20 protein-coding genes are annotated in these 18,649 nt (G+C 66.6%); 17 read left to right on the forward strand and 3 right to left on the reverse strand.

Annotated features, from left to right (window positions below):
- The first annotated feature begins 35 nt into the window (after positions 1-35).
- The 14 genes from ON062_RS12510 to ON062_RS12575 all read left to right on the forward strand — a co-directional run bounded on the left by ON062_RS12510 (position 36) and on the right by ON062_RS12575 (position 10,122).
- Positions 36-323 (forward strand): WXG100 family type VII secretion target, encoded by a 288-nt coding sequence (locus ON062_RS12510; RefSeq protein WP_274647488.1) that lies wholly within the window; start codon positions 36-38, stop codon positions 321-323.
- Between the two features lie 112 nt (positions 324-435).
- Positions 436-744: a hypothetical protein gene (locus tag ON062_RS12515; RefSeq protein WP_274647489.1), complete on the forward strand. Its 309-nt coding sequence runs from the start codon at positions 436-438 to the stop codon at positions 742-744.
- A gap of 41 nt (positions 745-785) precedes the next feature.
- On the forward strand, positions 786-1,976 hold the full coding sequence (locus ON062_RS12520; RefSeq protein ID WP_274647490.1) for a hypothetical protein: 1,191 nt from the start codon (positions 786-788) through the stop codon (positions 1,974-1,976).
- Positions 1,977-2,003: 27 nt separating this feature from the next.
- Positions 2,004-2,618, forward strand: a complete 615-nt coding sequence (locus ON062_RS12525; protein WP_274647491.1) for a hypothetical protein — start codon at positions 2,004-2,006, stop codon at positions 2,616-2,618.
- Positions 2,615-3,229 carry a hypothetical protein gene (locus ON062_RS12530; RefSeq protein WP_274647492.1) on the forward strand — a complete coding sequence of 205 codons (615 nt, stop codon included), beginning with the start codon at positions 2,615-2,617 and terminating at the stop codon, positions 3,227-3,229. The genes ON062_RS12525 and ON062_RS12530 overlap by 4 nt, the downstream gene beginning before the upstream one ends.
- A complete protein-coding gene (locus ON062_RS12535) occupies positions 3,217-3,999 on the forward strand; it encodes a hypothetical protein (protein ID WP_274647493.1) in 783 nt (260 codons plus the stop codon). Before ON062_RS12530 ends, ON062_RS12535 begins: the two co-directional genes overlap by 13 nt.
- 95 nt (positions 4,000-4,094) lie before the next feature.
- Entirely contained in the window at positions 4,095-4,382 is a 288-nt protein-coding gene (locus ON062_RS12540; protein WP_274647488.1) for a WXG100 family type VII secretion target, read from the forward strand.
- Positions 4,383-4,463: 81 nt separating this feature from the next.
- A complete protein-coding gene (locus ON062_RS12545) occupies positions 4,464-4,766 on the forward strand; it encodes a hypothetical protein (protein WP_274647494.1) in 303 nt (100 codons plus the stop codon).
- Positions 4,763-5,899, forward strand: coding sequence for a hypothetical protein (locus ON062_RS12550; RefSeq protein ID WP_274647495.1), 1,137 nt, complete (start codon positions 4,763-4,765; stop codon positions 5,897-5,899). Before ON062_RS12545 ends, ON062_RS12550 begins: the two co-directional genes overlap by 4 nt.
- Positions 5,896-6,525, forward strand: a complete 630-nt coding sequence (locus tag ON062_RS12555) for a hypothetical protein (protein WP_274647496.1) — start codon at positions 5,896-5,898, stop codon at positions 6,523-6,525. Before ON062_RS12550 ends, ON062_RS12555 begins: the two co-directional genes overlap by 4 nt.
- A 10-nt stretch (positions 6,526-6,535) precedes the next feature.
- On the forward strand, positions 6,536-7,201 hold the full coding sequence (locus tag ON062_RS12560) for a hypothetical protein (RefSeq protein WP_274647497.1): 666 nt from the start codon (positions 6,536-6,538) through the stop codon (positions 7,199-7,201).
- Between the two features lie 32 nt (positions 7,202-7,233).
- Positions 7,234-8,016 carry a hypothetical protein gene (locus tag ON062_RS12565; RefSeq protein ID WP_274647498.1) on the forward strand — a complete coding sequence of 261 codons (783 nt, stop codon included), beginning with the start codon at positions 7,234-7,236 and terminating at the stop codon, positions 8,014-8,016.
- A gap of 64 nt (positions 8,017-8,080) precedes the next feature.
- Positions 8,081-9,619, forward strand: coding sequence for an AlkA N-terminal domain-containing protein (locus ON062_RS12570; protein ID WP_274647526.1), 1,539 nt, complete (start codon positions 8,081-8,083; stop codon positions 9,617-9,619).
- On the forward strand, positions 9,616-10,122 hold the full coding sequence (locus tag ON062_RS12575; RefSeq protein ID WP_274647499.1) for a methylated-DNA--[protein]-cysteine S-methyltransferase: 507 nt from the start codon (positions 9,616-9,618) through the stop codon (positions 10,120-10,122). Before ON062_RS12570 ends, ON062_RS12575 begins: the two co-directional genes overlap by 4 nt.
- A gap of 19 nt (positions 10,123-10,141) precedes the next feature.
- Here the strand turns inward: ON062_RS12575 and ON062_RS12580 are convergent, their stop codons facing one another.
- The gene (locus ON062_RS12580; protein ID WP_274647500.1) at positions 10,142-11,572 is read right to left on the reverse strand and encodes an NAD(P)/FAD-dependent oxidoreductase; all 1,431 of its coding nucleotides are present in this window, start codon (positions 11,570-11,572) and stop codon (positions 10,142-10,144) included.
- 385 nt (positions 11,573-11,957) lie between these two features.
- Here ON062_RS12580 and ON062_RS12585 point away from each other — a divergent pair, with 385 nt between their 5' ends.
- The 3 genes from ON062_RS12585 (at position 11,958) to ON062_RS12595 (ending at position 16,504) form a co-directional block, all read left to right on the forward strand.
- Positions 11,958-13,778 (forward strand): ABC transporter ATP-binding protein, encoded by a 1,821-nt coding sequence (locus tag ON062_RS12585; protein ID WP_274647501.1) that lies wholly within the window; start codon positions 11,958-11,960, stop codon positions 13,776-13,778.
- Positions 13,775-15,589, forward strand: coding sequence for an ABC transporter ATP-binding protein (locus ON062_RS12590; protein WP_274647502.1), 1,815 nt, complete (start codon positions 13,775-13,777; stop codon positions 15,587-15,589). The genes ON062_RS12585 and ON062_RS12590 overlap by 4 nt, the downstream gene beginning before the upstream one ends.
- Positions 15,590-15,892: 303 nt before the next feature.
- On the forward strand, positions 15,893-16,504 hold the full coding sequence (locus ON062_RS12595; RefSeq protein ID WP_274647503.1) for a hypothetical protein: 612 nt from the start codon (positions 15,893-15,895) through the stop codon (positions 16,502-16,504).
- Between the two features lie 18 nt (positions 16,505-16,522).
- On the opposite strand, the gene ON062_RS12600 is transcribed toward ON062_RS12595, so the two are convergent.
- Together ON062_RS12600 and ON062_RS12605 are read right to left on the reverse strand one after the other, a co-directional pair.
- Positions 16,523-17,719, reverse strand: coding sequence for an IS110 family transposase (locus ON062_RS12600; RefSeq protein ID WP_274647527.1), 1,197 nt, complete (start codon positions 17,717-17,719; stop codon positions 16,523-16,525).
- Positions 17,720-18,131: 412 nt separating this feature from the next.
- The gene (locus tag ON062_RS12605; RefSeq protein ID WP_274647504.1) at positions 18,132-18,584 is read right to left on the reverse strand and encodes a GNAT family N-acetyltransferase; all 453 of its coding nucleotides are present in this window, start codon (positions 18,582-18,584) and stop codon (positions 18,132-18,134) included.
- Between the last annotated feature and the right edge of the window lie 65 nt (positions 18,585-18,649).

Below are 18,649 nucleotides of genomic sequence, written 5' to 3' on the forward strand. Positions count from 1 at the left end.
GGTCGGGTCGGGTTTCTTGAGTGAGGGAGTTGACGATGGCTGATTTCGGAGCATCGTATGCAGAGATGGAGCAGGTGGCGTCGACGCTGTCGCAGGCTCGTGACGACATCCAGGGTCAGCTGGACACGCTGAAGGGTCAGGTTGACACGCTTCTGGGTGATGACTTCAAGACGCAGCACGCGTCGGGCAAGTTCGGTGAGGGTTACTCCGAGCTGACGACGGGTCTGAAGAACGCGGTCGACGGCATCAATGACATGTCGGAGTCGCTGCTGGGCATGATGCGCGCGATCCAGGATCTGGATCAGCAGCTCGCCGGCAGCTGATTCTGCCGTTCTGTGACGTCGGCGGTGGTGTTGCCCCCCCCGACGTGTCTGACCCCACCGGCGGACTCGTGCGCCGAGCCCGCAACCGTGAATAGCTTGAAGGGTGATCGCTGTGTCGGTAAAGATCTCGTATGACGAGCTGGGGACGCTTTACACCAACTTGCTCGCGACCCAGACTGAGTTCGAGGAGGCGTCCAAGCGGCGCAGTGACCTCGGTGACGACATCGGTCGCCCGTACGATCGCGGTGAACTGCGCGACAAGACGAACGATTTCGAGTCTCGGTGGGATGATCGCCGCAACAAGCTCAACGAGGGGTTGAAGACCGTCACCGAGCACACCAAAGCTGTGCTGGAGGGGTTCGGAGACTTCGACACCGAATTGGCTGCTGAGATGGCCCAACAGATGCAGGATGTCGACTGATTATGGCAACCCACTCCTCACCCAAGGGTAGACCCGTAGAGATGGTCGAAGGCGACGCCGACGGGATCAGTGACCGCGGCGCGCAGATCACGAATCTGGCGGCGGCGATGTCTGAGGCGGCGACGCTCCTGACGAAGCTCGTCGACCACGGTGCCGACATGGAGGGCGAAGCGGTCGACAAACTGCGCGAGGTCAGCGCAGAGGTCAACACAGAGTTGGAGAAGGCCGCTGGTCTCTACGACGGCGTCGGCCCGTTCATCAAGGCTTACGGCGACGAACTGTCGGCAGTGCAGAAGTTGATGAGCACATCGGTGCCCGACGCTGATCGCTACTGGTTGGCGTATCAGCGAGCGTTGGATCAGTGGCAGGATGCGGCGAACTCACCGGTGCGTTACCCCATGGGCTCCGAGGACGACATCGAGGCATGCACAGCCGCGGAGCGTCGGCATGCCGACGACGTCGAAACCGCGGAGTGCGACAAGAACGATGCGTATCTGTTGTGGAAAGGCGCCGCCGACGACTTCGACGGTGCCTATGACCGCTGGGAAGACGCCTTCGACGCGGCCGTCGCCGGCGTTCGGGATTCGACTGCGGGCAAGATCAAGGACAGTTGGAAGGACAATCTCGATGGTTTCGTCGATTTTGCCCTTGATGTTCTGGCCGTCGCGGGTCTTGTGCTCGCGGTCCTCGCGCTCATCGTTGGCGGGCCGATCGTCGGACTGCTGGCGCTGGCCGTTGGCGTGCTTGCTCTCGTCGGAACGACATGGCAGTACTCCCGCGGCGACGCAGCGCTATGGGAGGTCGGTGTCGCAGTCGTCGGAGTCCTCCCGTTCGGCTCTTTCACCAAGTTCGCCGATGGTGGGTTCGGTGCCGGTATGAGGGCGTGGACGGGCTTCGGAAGTCAGGGCATGTCCCTCGGTGACGATGCTGCTCGATGGACGCTGAGCCTGTCGTCGGCGAACCCCGCCGAATGGGTATCGAACATGCGGATGCTGACCCCGGAAGCGGGTTATGTCACCGGAGCTCGAGACCTCTTGAACACGGTAGTTCGCAACGGGAACGACGCTGAGATGTGGAGCGTTGTTCGACAGATCGGCACTCCATTGGAGCAGCTCACGTACGTCACCGATGTTGCCGGCAACCTGGTGACAACCGCGGATACGGTCATCGGAGGGGTTTCGGGGGCGTACTCTCTCGCCGAGCGTGCAGCTACTCGTGCGTGGCCGTGGTGACCCGATGAATGTCGTTAGGGTGGGCGAGTGACATCTCTCCGGGAGCAGCTTGGTGGCGGCCGCGAAACCCCAGAATTCCGGATGCTGCTACCCGCAGGCTGGACCCTGAACGACACGTCGGTCGAAACCGAGCAACGCTTGTTGCGTGAGGCGCGGTCAAGGTTGCGCGAAGCCCATTTGCCGGACGCCTATGCATCGCTTTCTGAGAATGTGCGTGCGGCGTTGGAGCGCGCACGCACCCAAGGTGCGTTTGTCCTGATCATGCCGGGCGACGTGGCACCCGACTGGGCGACGGTTCCGGTGAGCGTGCTCGGTTCGATCACGACAGGGCGACCGGATGCTTCGCTGGATGAGCTCGTTGCAGACGCCGTGGAGCGCCGCGGTGCGGTTGCGCTCGATGGTAGCCGTCTCTTCTTGCGATGGGCAGAGAGACGCACTGCCGAGGTTTCGGGGGAAAAAGTCGGGGTCTATACGGTGGTGTACCTCACGCCGGTCCCGGGATCCAAGCGCACGAAGGCGTTGCAGTTCACCGCCGTTCTGGCGCATGACCCCGCTGTGGATCCTGAAACGGACGTGCAGATCCAGGCGTGGCTGGCAATGCTCGATGCGAGCATTGTGACGTTCGGCTGGACGGACCAGTGACGCAGATTACGCTCCAGTTCGACCAGAACACGACGATCATGATTCCTGGCGGACCTCTGAGAGGTGAGAGTGCCGCCAGCTGGGCAGCATCGGCGGCGTCGCACTTCATCGAGCGCTCCCATGCGGGTCAGGTTGACGCCGTCGCGCTCGCTGGGGTGCTCGAGCACGTTCGTGGCGCCACAACCAACGACCCTGATACCAACACCATAATTTTCGAGCCCCAGACCCATTCGTTCGCGCACCTGCGGATCTCGGTGCTGGATGCGAGCTTCAGCGATGAAGCAAAGCGGGGCTTTCTGTCACCGCCGTCAGTGGTGCGGCCACAGATTCGCCGTGCCGAGTCACCAGGGTTGGGCGCGGGCTGTTCCTCCACGGTGATGGATGATGATCGCCAGGGTGTGGTGCGCTGGCTCTTTGCGCCCGGAGGGATGACCGTCTGTGCGGTGCTTGGGCCCCTTCCCCCGACCTCGGTGATGCTTACTGCTGCCACGGCGGAAGCACTGCTCGGAACGGTGAGGATTCATGGCATCACGGAGGCAGATCTCCGGGCGTTTGATGTCGACGCGTTCTTGGCCACACGTTCTGAAGAGGGTTCTGGATGGGCAGTGTGACTGACGGACCGGCTACCAGTTATGTGCGCGCCGCAACGAAGTGGTCGAGAACAGACTGGTGGCAACTCGAGGCGAAGGCGCTCGGGGAGCTTCCGGATTTGCGGCGACAGCTGGCGTTCTTCTCGCCCATTGAAGCCCGACCGTTTCTTGCCGCAAACCTGCATACGAAGGTCGGCGCTGCGCGAGGATGCTTGTTGACCCTGACCAACATTGCAAGCTTCACTCTGCCCACGGTCGCGGCGTTCTTGCTCTTCAGCTGGTCACTCGGTGGCTCGGAGCAGGCCGCGCCACTCGTGCTCGCCGGCGTCCTAGCGGGGATCGCAGCGATCATTGCTGGTATCGGACTCATCACTGAGGTTCGAAGGCAGTTGGGAACCGACCCCAAGATCGGTCGGATGCTCGCCTTGTGGCATATCGTCCCCGCACTCGTCGGCCTCATGATCCTGGTCGCCGCGGGGTGGGACGGCTCGGAAGGCGGTCTCATCGGCACTGCCGGTTTGCTCGCCGATCTCGTCGTCGGGGGTCTGCACTTCACGGTCTATCGGGGAGTGGCTCAGACGAATTCACAGCGGTGGGCCCGCCAATTGGATCGACTGAAAGCCGCGCTCGATGCCACGCCGCTCGATGTGCGAGCGCGCATTTACAGCGACGTACAAGCTGCGCTCGCGCTGCTCGCGGAGCGCGAGTTCATCTCACGCGCCGAGTGGGAGCAGGCGCGCGAGGCTCCCATCGGACTCCTCGGACTCGAGATGGCGCCGCGCGAGGCTTGAAGGGGAATTGTCCCCATTGGTGGTTGTGGGCTGGTCGGGTTAGGTTTTTGGTGCTGGCCTGGTCGGGTCGGGTTTCTTGAGTGAGGGAGTTGACGATGGCTGATTTCGGAGCATCGTATGCAGAGATGGAGCAGGTGGCGTCGACGCTGTCGCAGGCTCGTGATGACATCCAGGGTCAGCTGGACACGCTGAAGGGTCAGGTTGACACGCTTCTGGGTGATGACTTCAAGACGCAGCACGCGTCGGGCAAGTTCGGTGAGGGTTACTCCGAGCTGACGACGGGTCTGAAGAACGCGGTCGACGGCATCAATGACATGTCGGAGTCGCTGCTGGGCATGATGCGCGCGATCCAGGATCTGGATCAGCAGCTCGCCGGCAGCTGATTCTGCCCTTCTCATCGCACGTGGTCTGACCGGGCGCCCTCTGCGCGGCGCCCGGTCAGTCGTTTCCGAAGGAGTTTCGCGATGCCCGATGTCAGCATCGACTACGCCGCGATCGCGGCGAGCAAGACCGCGTACAAGAACATGCGCAGCATGCTCGAAGGCGCCACGAGGAGCCTGTCCGACGTGTCGGGTTCGGCGGTCGCGCAGAGCGATCTTCGAGGCAAGCTGGAGGACCTCCACGGCTCGTGGGGCCGGGGCGCGAAGAAGCTCGCTGAGTACGCCGAAGATGCCGGCGCGGGACTTGAGGGCATCCTCGAAGCATTCCAAGGGCTCGACTCCGAACTCGGCGCCAGTATGACCGGCGAGGGAGGGAAGTCTGCGTGACCGACTTCTCTGCGCTCGGGTTTGATCCCGCCCCCGGCGATGTGGGTGTGCTTGACGGGTATGTCGACTCGTTGACGGCCGGATGCGACGGTGTCGATGACGCCCTCGCGATGTTCGATGGTGATGACGACGCCGCGTGGGTGGGGCAGTCGGCCACGGCGTTCCGCGCCACGATGAGCGAAGACTTCCGCCCGCACTTGGCCGACACCGGCGAAGCGCTGCGGACCTCTCGCAATGCATTGCGCACGTGGTCAACCCAGCTCGCCGGCTACCAGCAGCGGGCTGCGACGCTGGCCGAGCGTGCACAGGCCGCCACGACCCGTATCTCGTCGTGTGAGAGCTCTCACGCCGCCGCTCTGCGCCATCGAGATGACGAAGATGCCGACCCGGATGCCGTGTCGAACGCCTTCGCCGCGCTGAACTCGGCGCAGGGCGAACTCGAAGACATCCGTGGCGAGGCCCGCCTTCTGAAGCTCGAAGTGGACGACGACGCCAGCGCGGCCGCGCATGCGCTGAACGATGCGGGCAGCATCCTGGCGGACTACAAGGGCAACCGCTTCTCGAACTTCCTGAGCGACATCGGCAGCGGCCTGGCTGACTTCGGCAACTGGATGATGGACAACGTCGTTCCCATCCTCGAAGACATCCTTCGAGCTGCGTTGCCGATCATCGCGATCCTGTCCATCTTCATCCCTGCGCTGGGCCCCATCGCTCTGGGGATCTCGATCGCGCTCGTCGCGATCGACGGACTGCAGGCGCTGACGGGGCGCGGTTCCTGGCAAGAGTTTGCGGTGGGAGCCGTCGGCCTCGCCGCAGGTGGTCTGCTCGGGGTGGCCGCGAAGACCTTGATCGGCCCAGGTGGACAGGTTCTCCTCCCCACCATCCAGGGCATGACCCCGGCGATGGCCGGAGGCGGCGGCGCAGCTGCTGGCTCGCTGACCGTGGCGTTGAACGTCAACATGCAGAACATGGTGGCGAACACGTACTGGATGACGAACACCGCCAAGGGTGCGGTGGATGACTCACAGAGCTTCATCGAGAGCTTGGGTGGCCCGTGGGAGAACCTGCGCGAGCGGGTGACGAACACGGTGCGCGGTGACGGTCCGAAGACGGATGAGGAGCTGCGCGCGTGAGTGATGTCATGGCCGAGGGTGCCGCGCCGCACCGTGTATGGCAGCGACTGCCGCAGGGCTGGATCGAGTTCACGGCGTTCGGTGACCGCACCCCCGACGAGTGGCTCGAGTGGTACCTGACCTCCGCCGAGGGGTGGATGCCGGATGAGGCGCGGTCTGCGATCATCGATGGATTCCGTTCGGGGGTGGCCGCGTTCGGTGGCTCCGCGTTCGATTTCGCGGGTGTGATGATCACCCCCGGTGACCGACCCGCTGTCACGTTTCTCTGCACCAACGCTGTGCTGGCCACGCAGGGCCGAGGCGAAGCATCCGAGTTCCATCGCTTCTTCCCCTTGGCGCGGTTCGGTCAGGATTCGGTTGCTGAGACCTTCACGGCACCCGACGGCCGAGTGGGCACGGTATCCAGCGGTGTGCAGAACGTCGGTGGCAGTGACGTCGTCATCAGTGTGGGGGAGATGCGACTGGTGGGCGATGCGGGCAGCGTCATGGTGATGGGCGTGTGCTCTGATCCCGAGCGGCGCGCGGAACTCGCCCTGCAAACCGCGTTCGCTCTCCTCACGACGCACGTCCTCCCCGAGGGGGTCGAGCCGCCAGATCTGTCCGACGCGCAGACTCACAGCGCGTAGCGTTGCGGGTATGGCTATTCCGCTCATCCTCGACGACTCCCGTGCCTACCTGGCAGGACCGGTTGCCGAAGCCGATACGCACTCGGCTGACCGCGCGGTCGGGCAATTGCGTGCGGACTATGAGCGCTGGGCCCGTCTGGGGCTGGGACTCCTCGGTTTCACGGGGGCGATCCTCGGGGCATTCTTCGGGGTCGGACTGATCGGCGCGATGCTCGAGCCGGGTCCTCCGGTGGGAGTGATCGACATCGTGATTCTTGTGGTGGCGTGGGCGATCACTCTCGCATCCGCTGTGCTGTTGGTCCGCCTGTGGCAGTCGGGTCGCGCTCTCACCAGGGCTGCGAAGCAGTGGATGAGGGCGCCGTACATCCTCGGCGGGCGGCAGCGGACGGGGGCCGGCTGGGTCACCGCGAGGACGATCAACCTTGAGCCGCGCATTCTCGTTCGCAACATCACGGCGACGCTCGCTGTCCTTCTGTCGCTCTTCGGCATCGCCCCCGCCATACGCGACATGGTGGAGGGGAACTTCGACGGGTTCTCTGCCTCGATGCTCGTTGCTGGGTTCATCGCCCTCGCGTGCGGGATCGGCCAGATGGGTGGAGTCATCACGCTCGTTTCCGGCGCGTCCGAGGCGGATCCGCTCTGGGTGCGCATCCGCTCGTCTCTCGCGAAGGACTGAGTCGTTCGCACGCCCATGGAAAGATGGCTCGCGTGAGTGCGCGCCCGCTGAACCCGTTGGTTGACGAAGCTGACACATGGGGAACGGACGAGTGGTGGCGTCTCGAACTGCGCTCGTTCGATGACGCACCCAACGCTCAGCTCCAGCTTGCGATGCTCGGGCCGAAGGCGGCGTGGACAACCGAGTACGGTGGACGCCCGTCGGTGGGTGGATGCCTGCAGACCCTGGCGTACATCGTGGCTGTTGCGGCGCCGACCGTGGGCGCCGCGTGGATGTTGCGCTGGTTCTTCGTCGACGAGGGTTCTCTTCCTTTGGTATTTGCCGCGGTGATGACGCTGGTGAGCCTTCTGGTCACCGTGCCCGATCTTGTGACGGAGGCCCGGAGGCCGCGAGCGATCGCCATGAATGTCGTGCGCCGCGTCAGCCTGGTCCACGTCGTTCCCGCAGCGGTCACGATCGCCATCACTCTCAGCGCAGTCGCGACGGGTCGGTACGACGCCGAGGTCGACGCGTCGCTCTTGTGGCTGCTCCCCGTGGTGGCGGACCTCGTGATCTTCATCGTGAAGTGGGTCCGCGGCTCGGCATCGAAGAACGGTCCGCAGAATCCGTTGGAGAACCTCGAGTGGAGCGTGCGCGAGATCGACGATTCGGTCAAACTACGCATCCGCGCGGCTCGCGATGAAGCGATCCGGCGGCTGGAGTCGCAGAACAAGATTGATCACGACACCGCGACGCGTGCGCTCGAAACCGAGCTCGGGCAGCTCGCCTTGACCCTCGCGCCGGAAGGTCGTTCGGGGTTCTATCCCGCGCAGTGATGTCCGATTTCCGCGAGCCAGCGCGCGGAAGGCGTGTCAGTCTAGGGGTGTGAGCATCCCGAGCATGACCTTCGACGAGCGGTACCGCGCCATCGATGCGCGCGACGCTCGCTTCGACGGCCAGTTCGTGACGGCGGTCGCCTCGACGCACATCTACTGTCGCCCGAGCTGCCCGGCCCGCACACCCAAGCCGTCGAACGTGACCTTCTACCCGACGAGCGCGGCCGCGCACGAAGCCGGCTACCGCGCCTGCAAGCGTTGCCTGCCCGAGGCTGCCCCGGGGTCACCACAGTGGAATCTGCGCGGCGATACTGCGGGCCGAGCGATGCGCCTCATCGCCGATGGTGTGGTCGAGCGCGAGGGGGTTCCCGGGCTGGCGCGGCGCCTCGGCTATTCGACGCGCCACCTTACGCGCGTGCTCACCGCCGAACTCGGGGCCGGCCCGTTGGCGCTTGCCCGCGCGCATCGCGCGCACACGGCGCGCATGCTGCTCGTCGGAACAGACATGCCGGCCGCCGACGTCGCCTTCTCGGCCGGTTTCGCCAGTGTTCGCCAGTTCAACGAAACCGTGCGTGAGGTCTTCGACATGACGCCCCTCGATCTGCGCGCGCGCCGGTCGATGCGGCACGCGACACCTATTGCGTCAGAACTCGCGCCGGGAGCGATCAACCTCACGTTGCCTCATCGTGGTCCGCTCGACGCGCGGGGGATCTTCGCGTGGATGTCTGCTCGCGCCGTCGCCGGGGTAGAGACGGCGACCGACGAGAGCTTCGCGCGGACGCTGCTGTTGGACGGCGGCCCGGCGTGGTTCGAGATCCGCATCGGCGCGGACGAGCGAGTACGCCTGCGTGCGAAGGTCACGCACATGCGAGACCTCCCGGTGCTCGTCACACGCGCGCGTCGCCTGTTCGACCTTGACGCGGACCCGCTCGCTGTCGACGGCGCGCTGGCGCGGCATCCAGAACTCACCGCGTCGGTGGCGCGCGTCCCGGGCATCCGCGTGCCCGGGGCGGCCGACCCGCACGAGATGCTGATCCGCGCCATGATCGGGCAGCAGATCACGGTCGCGGCGGCACGCACCGCGCTCACGGTACTCACGGATACGCTCGGCGCGCCGGTAGAGGGCTTCGAGAATGAGCGGCTCTTCCCGACGATGGCCGCCATCGCCGAGCGTGGGCACCAGGTGCTCCGTGGCCCGGCGGCGCGCATCCGGGCGATCGCAGGAGCGGCGGCCGCGCTCGCCGATGGCACCCTGACCCTGACCACCGGCGACGATTCCGCCGAGCAACGTGCGGCTCTCCTGGCAATGCCGGGCATCGGCCCGTGGACCGCCGACTACGTGCGCATGCGTGTGCTCGGCGACCCCGACGTGACGCTGCCGGGCGATGTCGCCGTGCGCGCGGGCGCTGCTGCGTGCGGCATCCCCTCCGAACCGAAGCCGTTCGGCGAATGGGCCGCGCGCACCGCCCCGTGGCGCAGCTACATGACCGCGCACCTGTGGCGCAACGCGCCCGTGCGCGCGCCGCGAAACCGATCCGCGCAGCGCCCGGCCGCGGCATCCATACCCGCTTCTGACCCCACACTCTTCGAGGAGGCCCCATGACTGCCGCGACTCTGCAGACGATCGAGACCCCGGACGGCGCATTCACCCTCATCGCCGACTCGACGGGCGCGGTACTTGCCTCGGGTTGGTCGGCTGACCCCGACGCGGTGCTCGCGCGCATCCGGCCGGCCCTGCGCCCTGACACCGTGCGCGAGGGGGAGACGGATGCCGCGTCCGCCGTCGCCGCGTATTACGCCGGCGACCTCGCGGCCATCGACACGGTGCGAGTCGAGCAGGGAGGCACCGACATGCAGCGCGCCGGCTGGGAGGCATTGCGACGAATTCAGCCCGGGCACCCGCTCACGTACGCGGAGTTCGCCGCCGCACTGGGGTCTGCGAACGCGGTGCGGGCCGCGGCATCCATCTGTGCAAAGAACGCGCCCGCGCTGTTCGTTCCCTGCCACCGGGTGCTGCGCACCGGGGGAGCGCTCGGCGGATTCGCGTGGGGCGTCGAGGTGAAGCGAGCGCTCCTCGACCGCGAGAGCGGCCACGCGCTGGTCTGAGGGCTGAGCGCTGAGGGGCTCAGGGCCGGCCGTACGCTTCGAGCCAGCGCAACCACACCTCGCTGACCGTGGGGTAGGGCGGCACGGCGTGCCACAGGCGTTCGACCGGCACCTCGCCGACGATCGCGATGGTCGCCGAGTGCAGCAGCTCGGCCACATCGGGGCCGACGAACGTGGCACCCACCAGCACCCCGCGATCCTCGTCGAAGACGGCACGCGACATGCCCTGGTAGTCATCGGAGTGGGTGCTCGCTCCCGCAATCCACGACAGGTCGTAGTCGATCACTCGGATGCTGAGCCCTGCCTCCCGCGCGGCATCGGCCGTGAGCCCGACCGACGCGACTTCGGGATCGGTGAAGGTCACCTGCGGCACGTGCGCGTGATCGGCCGTTGCCACGTGGGCACCCCATCGCGCGTCGTCGACGGGGTCACCCTTCGCTCGGGCGGCGATGGCGTCACCGGCGGCGCGGGCCTGGTACTTGCCCTGGTGCGTCAGCAGGGCTCGATGATTGACGTCGCCCACCGCGTACAGCCAGTCGGTCCCGTCGACGAGCATCGTGTCGTCGACGCTCAGCCAGTCGCCGGGGGTGAGGTCGATGTTCTCAAGCCCCAGGTCGCCCGTGCGCGGCGTGCGCCCCGTCGCCACCAGGACCTTCTCGGCGGTGATCTCGGAGCCATCCGACAGTGTCAGCGTCGCGGATCCTTCGGACGCATTGGCTGCGGGTGCCGCCGATGCAACGGTGACGCCCGTGCGCACCTGCACGCCGGATTCGGTGAGGGATGCCGCCACCCGCTCGCCCGCGAAGGGTTCCATACCGCCCAGCAACGCTGACCGCGCGATCACCGAGACCGTCGAACCCAGGCTCGCGTAGGCGGTGGCCATCTCGACGGCGACGACCCCACCGCCGACGATCGCCAGCGACGCCGGCACCTCGCGGGCGCTCGTCGCTTCGCGGCTCGTCCAGGGGCCGATCTCGGCGAGCCCGGGGATGTCGGGAAGAAGCGCGGCCGAACCGGTCGCGACGGCCACCGCGTGCCGCGCGATGAGGTCGGTCACGGTGCCATCCTCTGCTCGTACCCGCACGCGCTTGTCCCCGGTGATCTCGGCGTGGCCGCGCACAAGGTCGATGCCGGCACCGCTCAGCCACTCCACCTGCGACGAATCATTCCATTCGTGCGTCACCGCATCGCGTCTGCGCAACACTCCGGCGACGTCGAGGGCCCCCGTGACGGGCTGCTTCGCGCCGTCAACGTCACGCGCCGCTCGTAGCGCTGCGCCGCTGCGCAGGAGCGCCTTGGACGGCATGCACGCCCAGTACGAGCATTCGCCGCCGACGAGTTCTGCTTCGACGATGACGGTCGACAGTCCGCCCTGCACGGCGCGGTCGGCGACGTTCTCGCCCACCGCTCCCGCGCCGATCACGATGAGGTCATACGCGCGTTCGCTCATCGCCTCACCGTAGTCCGGCTACGGGGGAGGAGGGGCGGGCGCGGCATCCCGAACTTCTTTCTTGCACTCAGCGAATACTCAGGTCTAGGCTGGAGGGCTGTCGCGATCAACCCTCGTGGGGGATCGCGCGGCCCCGTCCGCTCTCACTCTCAGGAGGATGCCATGTTCCAGGTCGCTCTCGTCGCAAAGACCGCTGTCATCCTCGGTGGGACCGGGACGCGTCGCCCTTTCCCGCGTCACTGATCTGACGCGCTCGATTCGGTCCACGCTTCCGGCATAACGCCGGCTCCTCAACGTTCTCTTCTGCGGGCGGCTCTCTTGTCGCCGCGCTCACCGCGGGCACACTGCCGCTCGCACCCTCGTCATCTCGGCTCCCACAAGGATCATGACCACTACTGACTCTTCTCGCCCCAGACTCTCGACTCCGCGCGCGCTCGCGCGGCTGATTCCCTTCGCCAAGCCCGTCCTGCCGCGCCTCGGGCTCGGTGCCGCGAGCGCCCTGGCAGCCAGCCTGCTCGCCCTCGCAATCCCTCTCGTTCTCGAGGCGATCGTCGGCGGCCCGATCGCATCCGGCGACCCCGCCGCGATCGCGTGGGGTGCCGCTGGCGTGCTGGCGCTCGGACTCGCCGAAGCGCTCATGGTGTGGTTGCGCCGCTTCTTCGTGCTTGGACCCGCGACGATGGTCGAGTACGACCTGCGCCACACGTTCTACCAGCGGCTGCAGCGACTGCCGGTCGCGTTCCACGACCGCTGGCAGTCGGGCCAGCTGCTCAGCCGCATGATGCAAGACATCAGCATGCTGCGCCGCTGGCTCGCCTTCGGCCTCGTGCTGCTCGTCGTGAACGTGCTCACGATCGTCGTCGGAACAGTTCTACTCTTCCGCTGGCACTGGCTGCTCGGCACCATCTTCCTCGTCACTTCTGCACCCCTGTGGTACGCGGGGTACCGCTTCGAGAAGCGATACGGCACGCTCGCGCGACAGAGCCAAGACCAGGCCGGTGACTTGGCGACCTCGGTCGAAGAGAGCGTGCACGGCATCCGCGTTCTCAAGGCGTTCGGTCGGGGTAAGCACGCGCTGCGGAAGTTCACCGCGCAGGCCGAGACGTTGCGCGAGACCGAGATCAGCAAGGCCCGCGCGGTCGGCAGGATCTGGTTCTGGCTGGTCCTGCTGCCCGACATCGCCTTCGCGCTGTGTCTGGGTGCGGGTGTGTACCTCGCCGCAGCGGGGCAGCTCGGCGTCGATGAGCTCATCGCCTTCTTCGCCATGGCAACCGTGCTGCGCTGGCCCATGGAATCCATCGGATTCCTGTTCTCGTTCCTGCTGGATGCCCGCACGGCGACGGACCGCATCTTTGACGTGTTCGACGAGGAGAACCACATCGTCGACGCCGTCGACCCCGTCTCGATCGCGCACCCGCGCGGAGAGTTGGTGTTCGAGGGCGCACACTTCCGGTACCAGGATGCCGCTGCCAACGAGCGGGATCTGCTCGACGGCATCGACTTGGCGCTTCGACCGGGCGAGACGATGGCGCTCGTGGGTCTCACCGGAAGCGGCAAGACGACGCTCACCACTCTGCCCACTCGCCTCTACGACGTGACCGGCGGGCGCGTGACGCTCGACGGCGTCGACGTGCGCGACCTCACGCTGAAGGAACTGCGCACCCACATCGGGATGGCGTTCGAAGACGCCACGCTGTTCTCGCAGAGCGTGCGCGACAACGTGCTGCTCGGTCGCGAGGACCTCGCCCCGGGCAGTGCCGAGGCAGACGCCGTCCTGCGTGAGGCGCTTGCCGTCGCGCAGGCGGGCTTCGTCGACGACCTGCCCGACGGCGTCGACACGATCATCGGCGAAGAGGGCATGAGCCTGTCGGGTGGCCAGCGTCAGCGCCTCGCGCTGGCGCGAGCGGTCGCCGCGAGGCCGGCAGTACTCGTGCTCGACGACCCGCTGTCGGCCCTCGACGTCGACACCGAGGCGCTCGTGGAGGACGCCCTGCGCGAAGTGCTGAAGGACACCACCGCGCTGGTCGTGGCGCACCGTCCGTCGACGGTGATGCTCGCCGACCGTGTTGCGCTGCTCGAGGCCGGTAAGGTCACCGCCGTCGGGCCCCACGCCGAGCTGCTGCGCACGAGCGCGCACTACCGGCACGTGATCTCGAGTCTCGAAGATGAACAGACCCGCATGCGGGAGAGGGAGGTGAACCTGTGAGCACCACTGTCACCGGAACCAGCGGCGAAGACCGCTCCGACTACACGCGCGAGGAGAGCAAGGCGATCCGCCGGCGCTCGCTGCGCCTGCTCGGGTCCCTCATCCGTCCCGTGCACGCGCAGCTGTGGCTCGCAGGGATCGTGCTCGTCGTCTCGACCGCTCTGCGGGTCGCGGGCCCCGCGCTGATCGCTTACGGCATCAACACGGCCTTGCCCGCCGCCGTCGATCGCATGGACTGGCTGCCCACGATCGGCGTGGTCGCCGTGTACCTCGTGACAGCCCTCGGTGGGGCTGGACTCATCGGTTGGTACGTCGTCGTCACGGCCCGCCTCACCCAGGCGATCATGCTCGACCTGCGCAAGCGCATCTTCTTGCACACGCAGCGCCTCAGCCTCGAGTTCCATGAGTCGTACACGTCGGGGCGCATCATCTCGCGTCAGACGAGCGACCTCGACACGATCCGCGAACTGCTCGACGGTGGCCTCAACGAGCTGGTGTCGGGTCTGCTGTACGGCGGTTTCACGCTGGTGGCCCTGTTGCTGCTCGATGTGCAGTCGGGCCTCATCCTCGTGATCATGGGCATCCCGCTGTTCTTCCTGATGCGGTGGTTCTACCTGCGCTCGCAGGTGGTGTACCGCGAGTCGCGCGTGATCAGCGCCCAGGTGATCGTCAAGTTCGTCGAAACGATGACGGGCATCCGCGCGGTCAAGGCCTTCCGCAAGGAGGAGCGCAACGACGACGAGTTCGGCGACCTCTCGCTGCAGTACCGCGACGTCAACATGCGCTCGATCCGACTGTTCGGCACCTTCGAGCCGGGGCTCATGGCCGTGGCATCCGTCTCTGTCGCACTGGTCGTGCTGTGGGGAGGAATCCGCGTCGTCGATGGCGGAATTATGGTCGGTACGCTGCTGGCCGCGGTGCTGTACGTGCGGAACTTCTTCGCGCCCCTGCAAGAGGTCGCGTTCTTCCTCAACTCGTACCAGTCCGCGACCGCGGCGCTCGAGAAGGTGTCGGGCGTCCTCGAAGAGGAACCCACCGTCGCCGACCCGAGCGAGCCGGTCGACCTGTGGACCGCGCGCGGCAACGTGCGGTTCGACGACGTGCTGTTCGGGTACTCGGATGACCGCATAATCCTGCCCGACTTCTCGCTCGACATCCCCGCGGGGCAGACGATCGCCCTGGTGGGCACGACGGGCGCCGGCAAATCGACGCTCGCCAAGCTGGTGTCGCGCTTCTACGACCCCACCCGCGGGTCGGTGTCACTCGACGGCGTCGATTTGCGGTCGATGCACCCGAAGGATCTGCGTCGCGCGATCGTCATGGTCACGCAGGAGGCGTACCTGTTCAGCGGCACGGTCGCCGACAACATCGCCTTCGGAAAGCCGGATGCCACGCTCGACGAGATCAAGGCTGCGGCACGTGCGGTGGGCGCCGACGCGTTCATCGAGGCGCTTCCGGACGGCTACGCGACCGACGTGAACAAGCGCGGTGGTCGTGTGTCGGCGGGGCAGCGCCAGCTCATCTCGTTCGCGCGGGCGTTCCTCGCCGACCCGGCTGTGCTGATCCTCGACGAGGCGACGGCATCGCTCGACATGCCGAGCGAGCGGATGATCCAGGACGCATTGCAGACGCTGCTGGCCGACCGCACGGCGATCATCATCGCGCACCGTCTGTCAACGGTGGCGATCGCCGACCGCGTGCTGGTGATGGAGCACGGGCGCATCATCGAGGACGACACCCCCGAGGCGCTCATCGCCGGCGACGGCAAGTTCGCGCAGCTTCACGCCGCCTGGCAGGACTCGCTGGTGTAGCCCGCGCCCGGGCGCTCGTTGCGGGCGGGTGGGCGTCGGCGCGCGTTGAGACACGCTGCGTGCGCGTGCGCGCGTGGTGAGACACGCCCCCTGCGCCGCCTCGCTCGGTGAGACACGCTTCCTGCGCCGCCTCGTTCGGTGAGACACACCCCCTGCGCCCAGACAATGCGGCCGACGCCGTGTCTCAGCGCAGGGAGTGTGTTTCGCGGCGGGGGGGGTGCCCCTATGTCCTTCGTCAAGTGGAATGCGACCATTCAGGCTGCTGTGCGTGCGGGCGGTGGCTCAAGGTTTAGCCTCGGTTGCATGACGAGCCAGAGCGCGTTGATCGCGAGTGAGGGGTATGGGCGGCTTGCTCGCGAGTTCATCCCGGAGTCGCATCGTGGCCTGCCGATGGTGCGGATCCTGCTTCCGATGTGGGGAGACCACGATGGGTCGACCGTGCGGTGGTCGGAGTATGTCGCGCTCGATGAGGAGTTGGCGTCGCTGGATTGGTGGGACGTTGTCGAGCGAAATGCGGAGGAGCGTCCAGAGATCCGTGATCTGGTCTCATGTCGGGGCGAACTGGACGCGGCGACGGTTGAGGGTCTCTCAGAAGCGGTCGGTGACGCTGAGTTGATGTCGCTTCGGTGGATGGGTTACGCGGGGAACCCGTTCACGAACGACCCCGTTCGCGTTTTTGGCAACGACTTCTTTCCTGCGGTGCTGCGTCGGGACGACCTTCTTGTGGGTGAGCGGGTTCCGGAGTTCGCGTGGGATGAGGACGGCACCATCGCATGGGGAACGCATCTGTATCCGGATTCGCTGATCCTCGCCGGTGACATCGCTCGTGTGCGGCGCGTGCATGCCGACCCGCGATTGGACACCATCGTGGTTCGGCCGGACGAGGATGTGCTGCCGCCGAGCTCGGGTGACTGACCCCCGCCGGTCACGAACTTAGGCGGCGACCGCCTGCGGTGCTTGGTCGAGGGCGCCGTCCCGGAGCATGGCGTAGAGGACGTCGGAGCGTCGTCTCGCGAGGGCGAGGAGCGCCTGGTTGTGACGTTTGCCTTGGCTGATCTTGCGGTCGTAGTAGGCGCGCGATTCGGGGTCGCGGAGTGCGGCGAATGCGGAGAGGAACATTGCGTTCTTGAGGATCTTGTTCCCGCGCCTCGATGAGTACTCACCTCGGATCGACGTGCCCGATCTTCGGGTGACGGGTGCGAGGCCGGCGTAGGCGGCGAGGTGGCCGGCGGTGGGGAAGTGTTTGCCTACGACTTCGGTGAGGAGTCTGGCTGCGGTCCTGACGCCGACTCCGGGCATGCTCGTCAGGACGGGTTGAAGAGGGTGCGCATCGACCAGCTTCTCGACCTCCGCCGCGACCTCGTCCCGCTGGCGTCGAAGCGTCGCGATCTGGGCGGCGAGCCGCGGGAGCACCAGCGCGGCCGCGTTCGTGCCGGTCACGACGACCGTCTGCTGGTCTAGCGCGGTGATGATTTCGTGCGCCCAATCCCTGCCCTTGCGAGGCGCGAGCTTCAGCATGCGCGTCGCGATCCGCTTCTCACCCGCCGCGCGTAGCTCGGCCGGTGACGGCCAGCGCTGCAGCAGGTCGAGGATCGCGGGGTGATCCAGCCGCGGACCGATGACGCGTTCCAGCGCGGGGTGAATCTGGGTGAGCAGTCCGCGGATGCGGTTGCCGACCTGGGTGATCTGCGCGGCGAGGTCGTCGTCGAACCCGCAGAGCATCGACAGCTCGGCCACCTGTTCGTCCGTGACCTGGATCGAGCGGAGCGTGTGCGGCATCGTGCGTGCCGTCTCGGCGATGATCGCGGCGTCTCGTGCGTCGGTCTTCGCCTCACCGGGGTGCAGGTCCGCGATCCGCCGCATCGCCAACCCCGGCAGATACCCGACGACCGCTCCTGCGGCCTGCGCGACCGCAACGGGCAGTGCGCCGATGGTCGCGGGCTGGTCAACGATCAGCAGCACGACCCCGTGCGTCTGCAGTTCCGCGAGCACGGCGCGGAGGCGTTGCTCGTCGTTGGGCAGTGCCTTGTCGTAGAGCTTCTTGCCGGTGCGGTTGAGGGCGACGGCGTGGTGTTCGCCTTTGCCGACGTCGAGTCCGACGAACACGTCGACCTGGTCGTATCTGTCGATCTGGGTGACCACCTGCTCCTCAGTTCGCTCGCGTTCGACAGCGTGCGGCGGTGCGTCTCGGCATCCACGTTGCGAACGGCCTCGAGCGTGCTCGGGCCTGGCCCCTATCAGCGATCACCCACCGCCAACCAGGCCCGGTGACAACACCCCCCGGATCATGGGTAACAGGGGGGACCAATCATGCCGAGCCCGGCAGCCTGCCACCGCCCAGCATGGCCGCTGAACGGGTCACGAAGAAAGTAACGGGGGGGCGGGCGGCCGCCGGGTGCGCTCGGATGTGTTTCGCGGGGCGCCGCGCGGCGGGCGCGCAGCGCCGAGATGCGGGGCGCGTTGCTCGCTCGGCCCAGGGCGACGAGGTCTCGGTGGGGGAGGGGATTCCGAGGCCCCGCCGCCGGCCTGGTGTTCGCGGATGCTAGAGGCGCACCTCGGCGATGACCTCACCGTACTCTGTCTCGCCGACCGGCGTGAAGCCTACGGCTTCGAAGAATGCACCCGGTCCGTCGCTGCCGGATTCGTACATCACGCTGACGTGGTCCATGCCGCGTTCGCGCGCTTCTTCGAGCAGAGCCTTGACGGCGAACCGGCCCACGCCGCGGCGCTGATCTTCGGCGTCGACGTTGATGCGCCAGAGCACCGAGCGGAAGTTTTCCTGCGGGTCATCAGCGTCAAAATTCGCGCTCACGAAGCCCACGACCTCGTCGCCATCGAGCACGACGCGCTGCCACGTGGACTGCGGATTGACCACAGTTGCGGCGATGCCATAGCTGACCGGCGCCAAGAACTGCTCCTGTCCGGGTTTTAGGGACAGGTTGTTGACCGCCACGATCGTAGAGGCGGAGAGTTCGACCAGCCGAAGTTCTGACATAGCCACAGGCTAACCCGGAACCGCCGGACACGGTAAGCCAACGCCGTCTCGTTACATGGATTTCA

It is taken from the genome of Microbacterium sp. C7(2022), assembly GCF_028823665.1.
GTDB lineage: Bacteria > Actinomycetota > Actinomycetes > Actinomycetales > Microbacteriaceae > Microbacterium.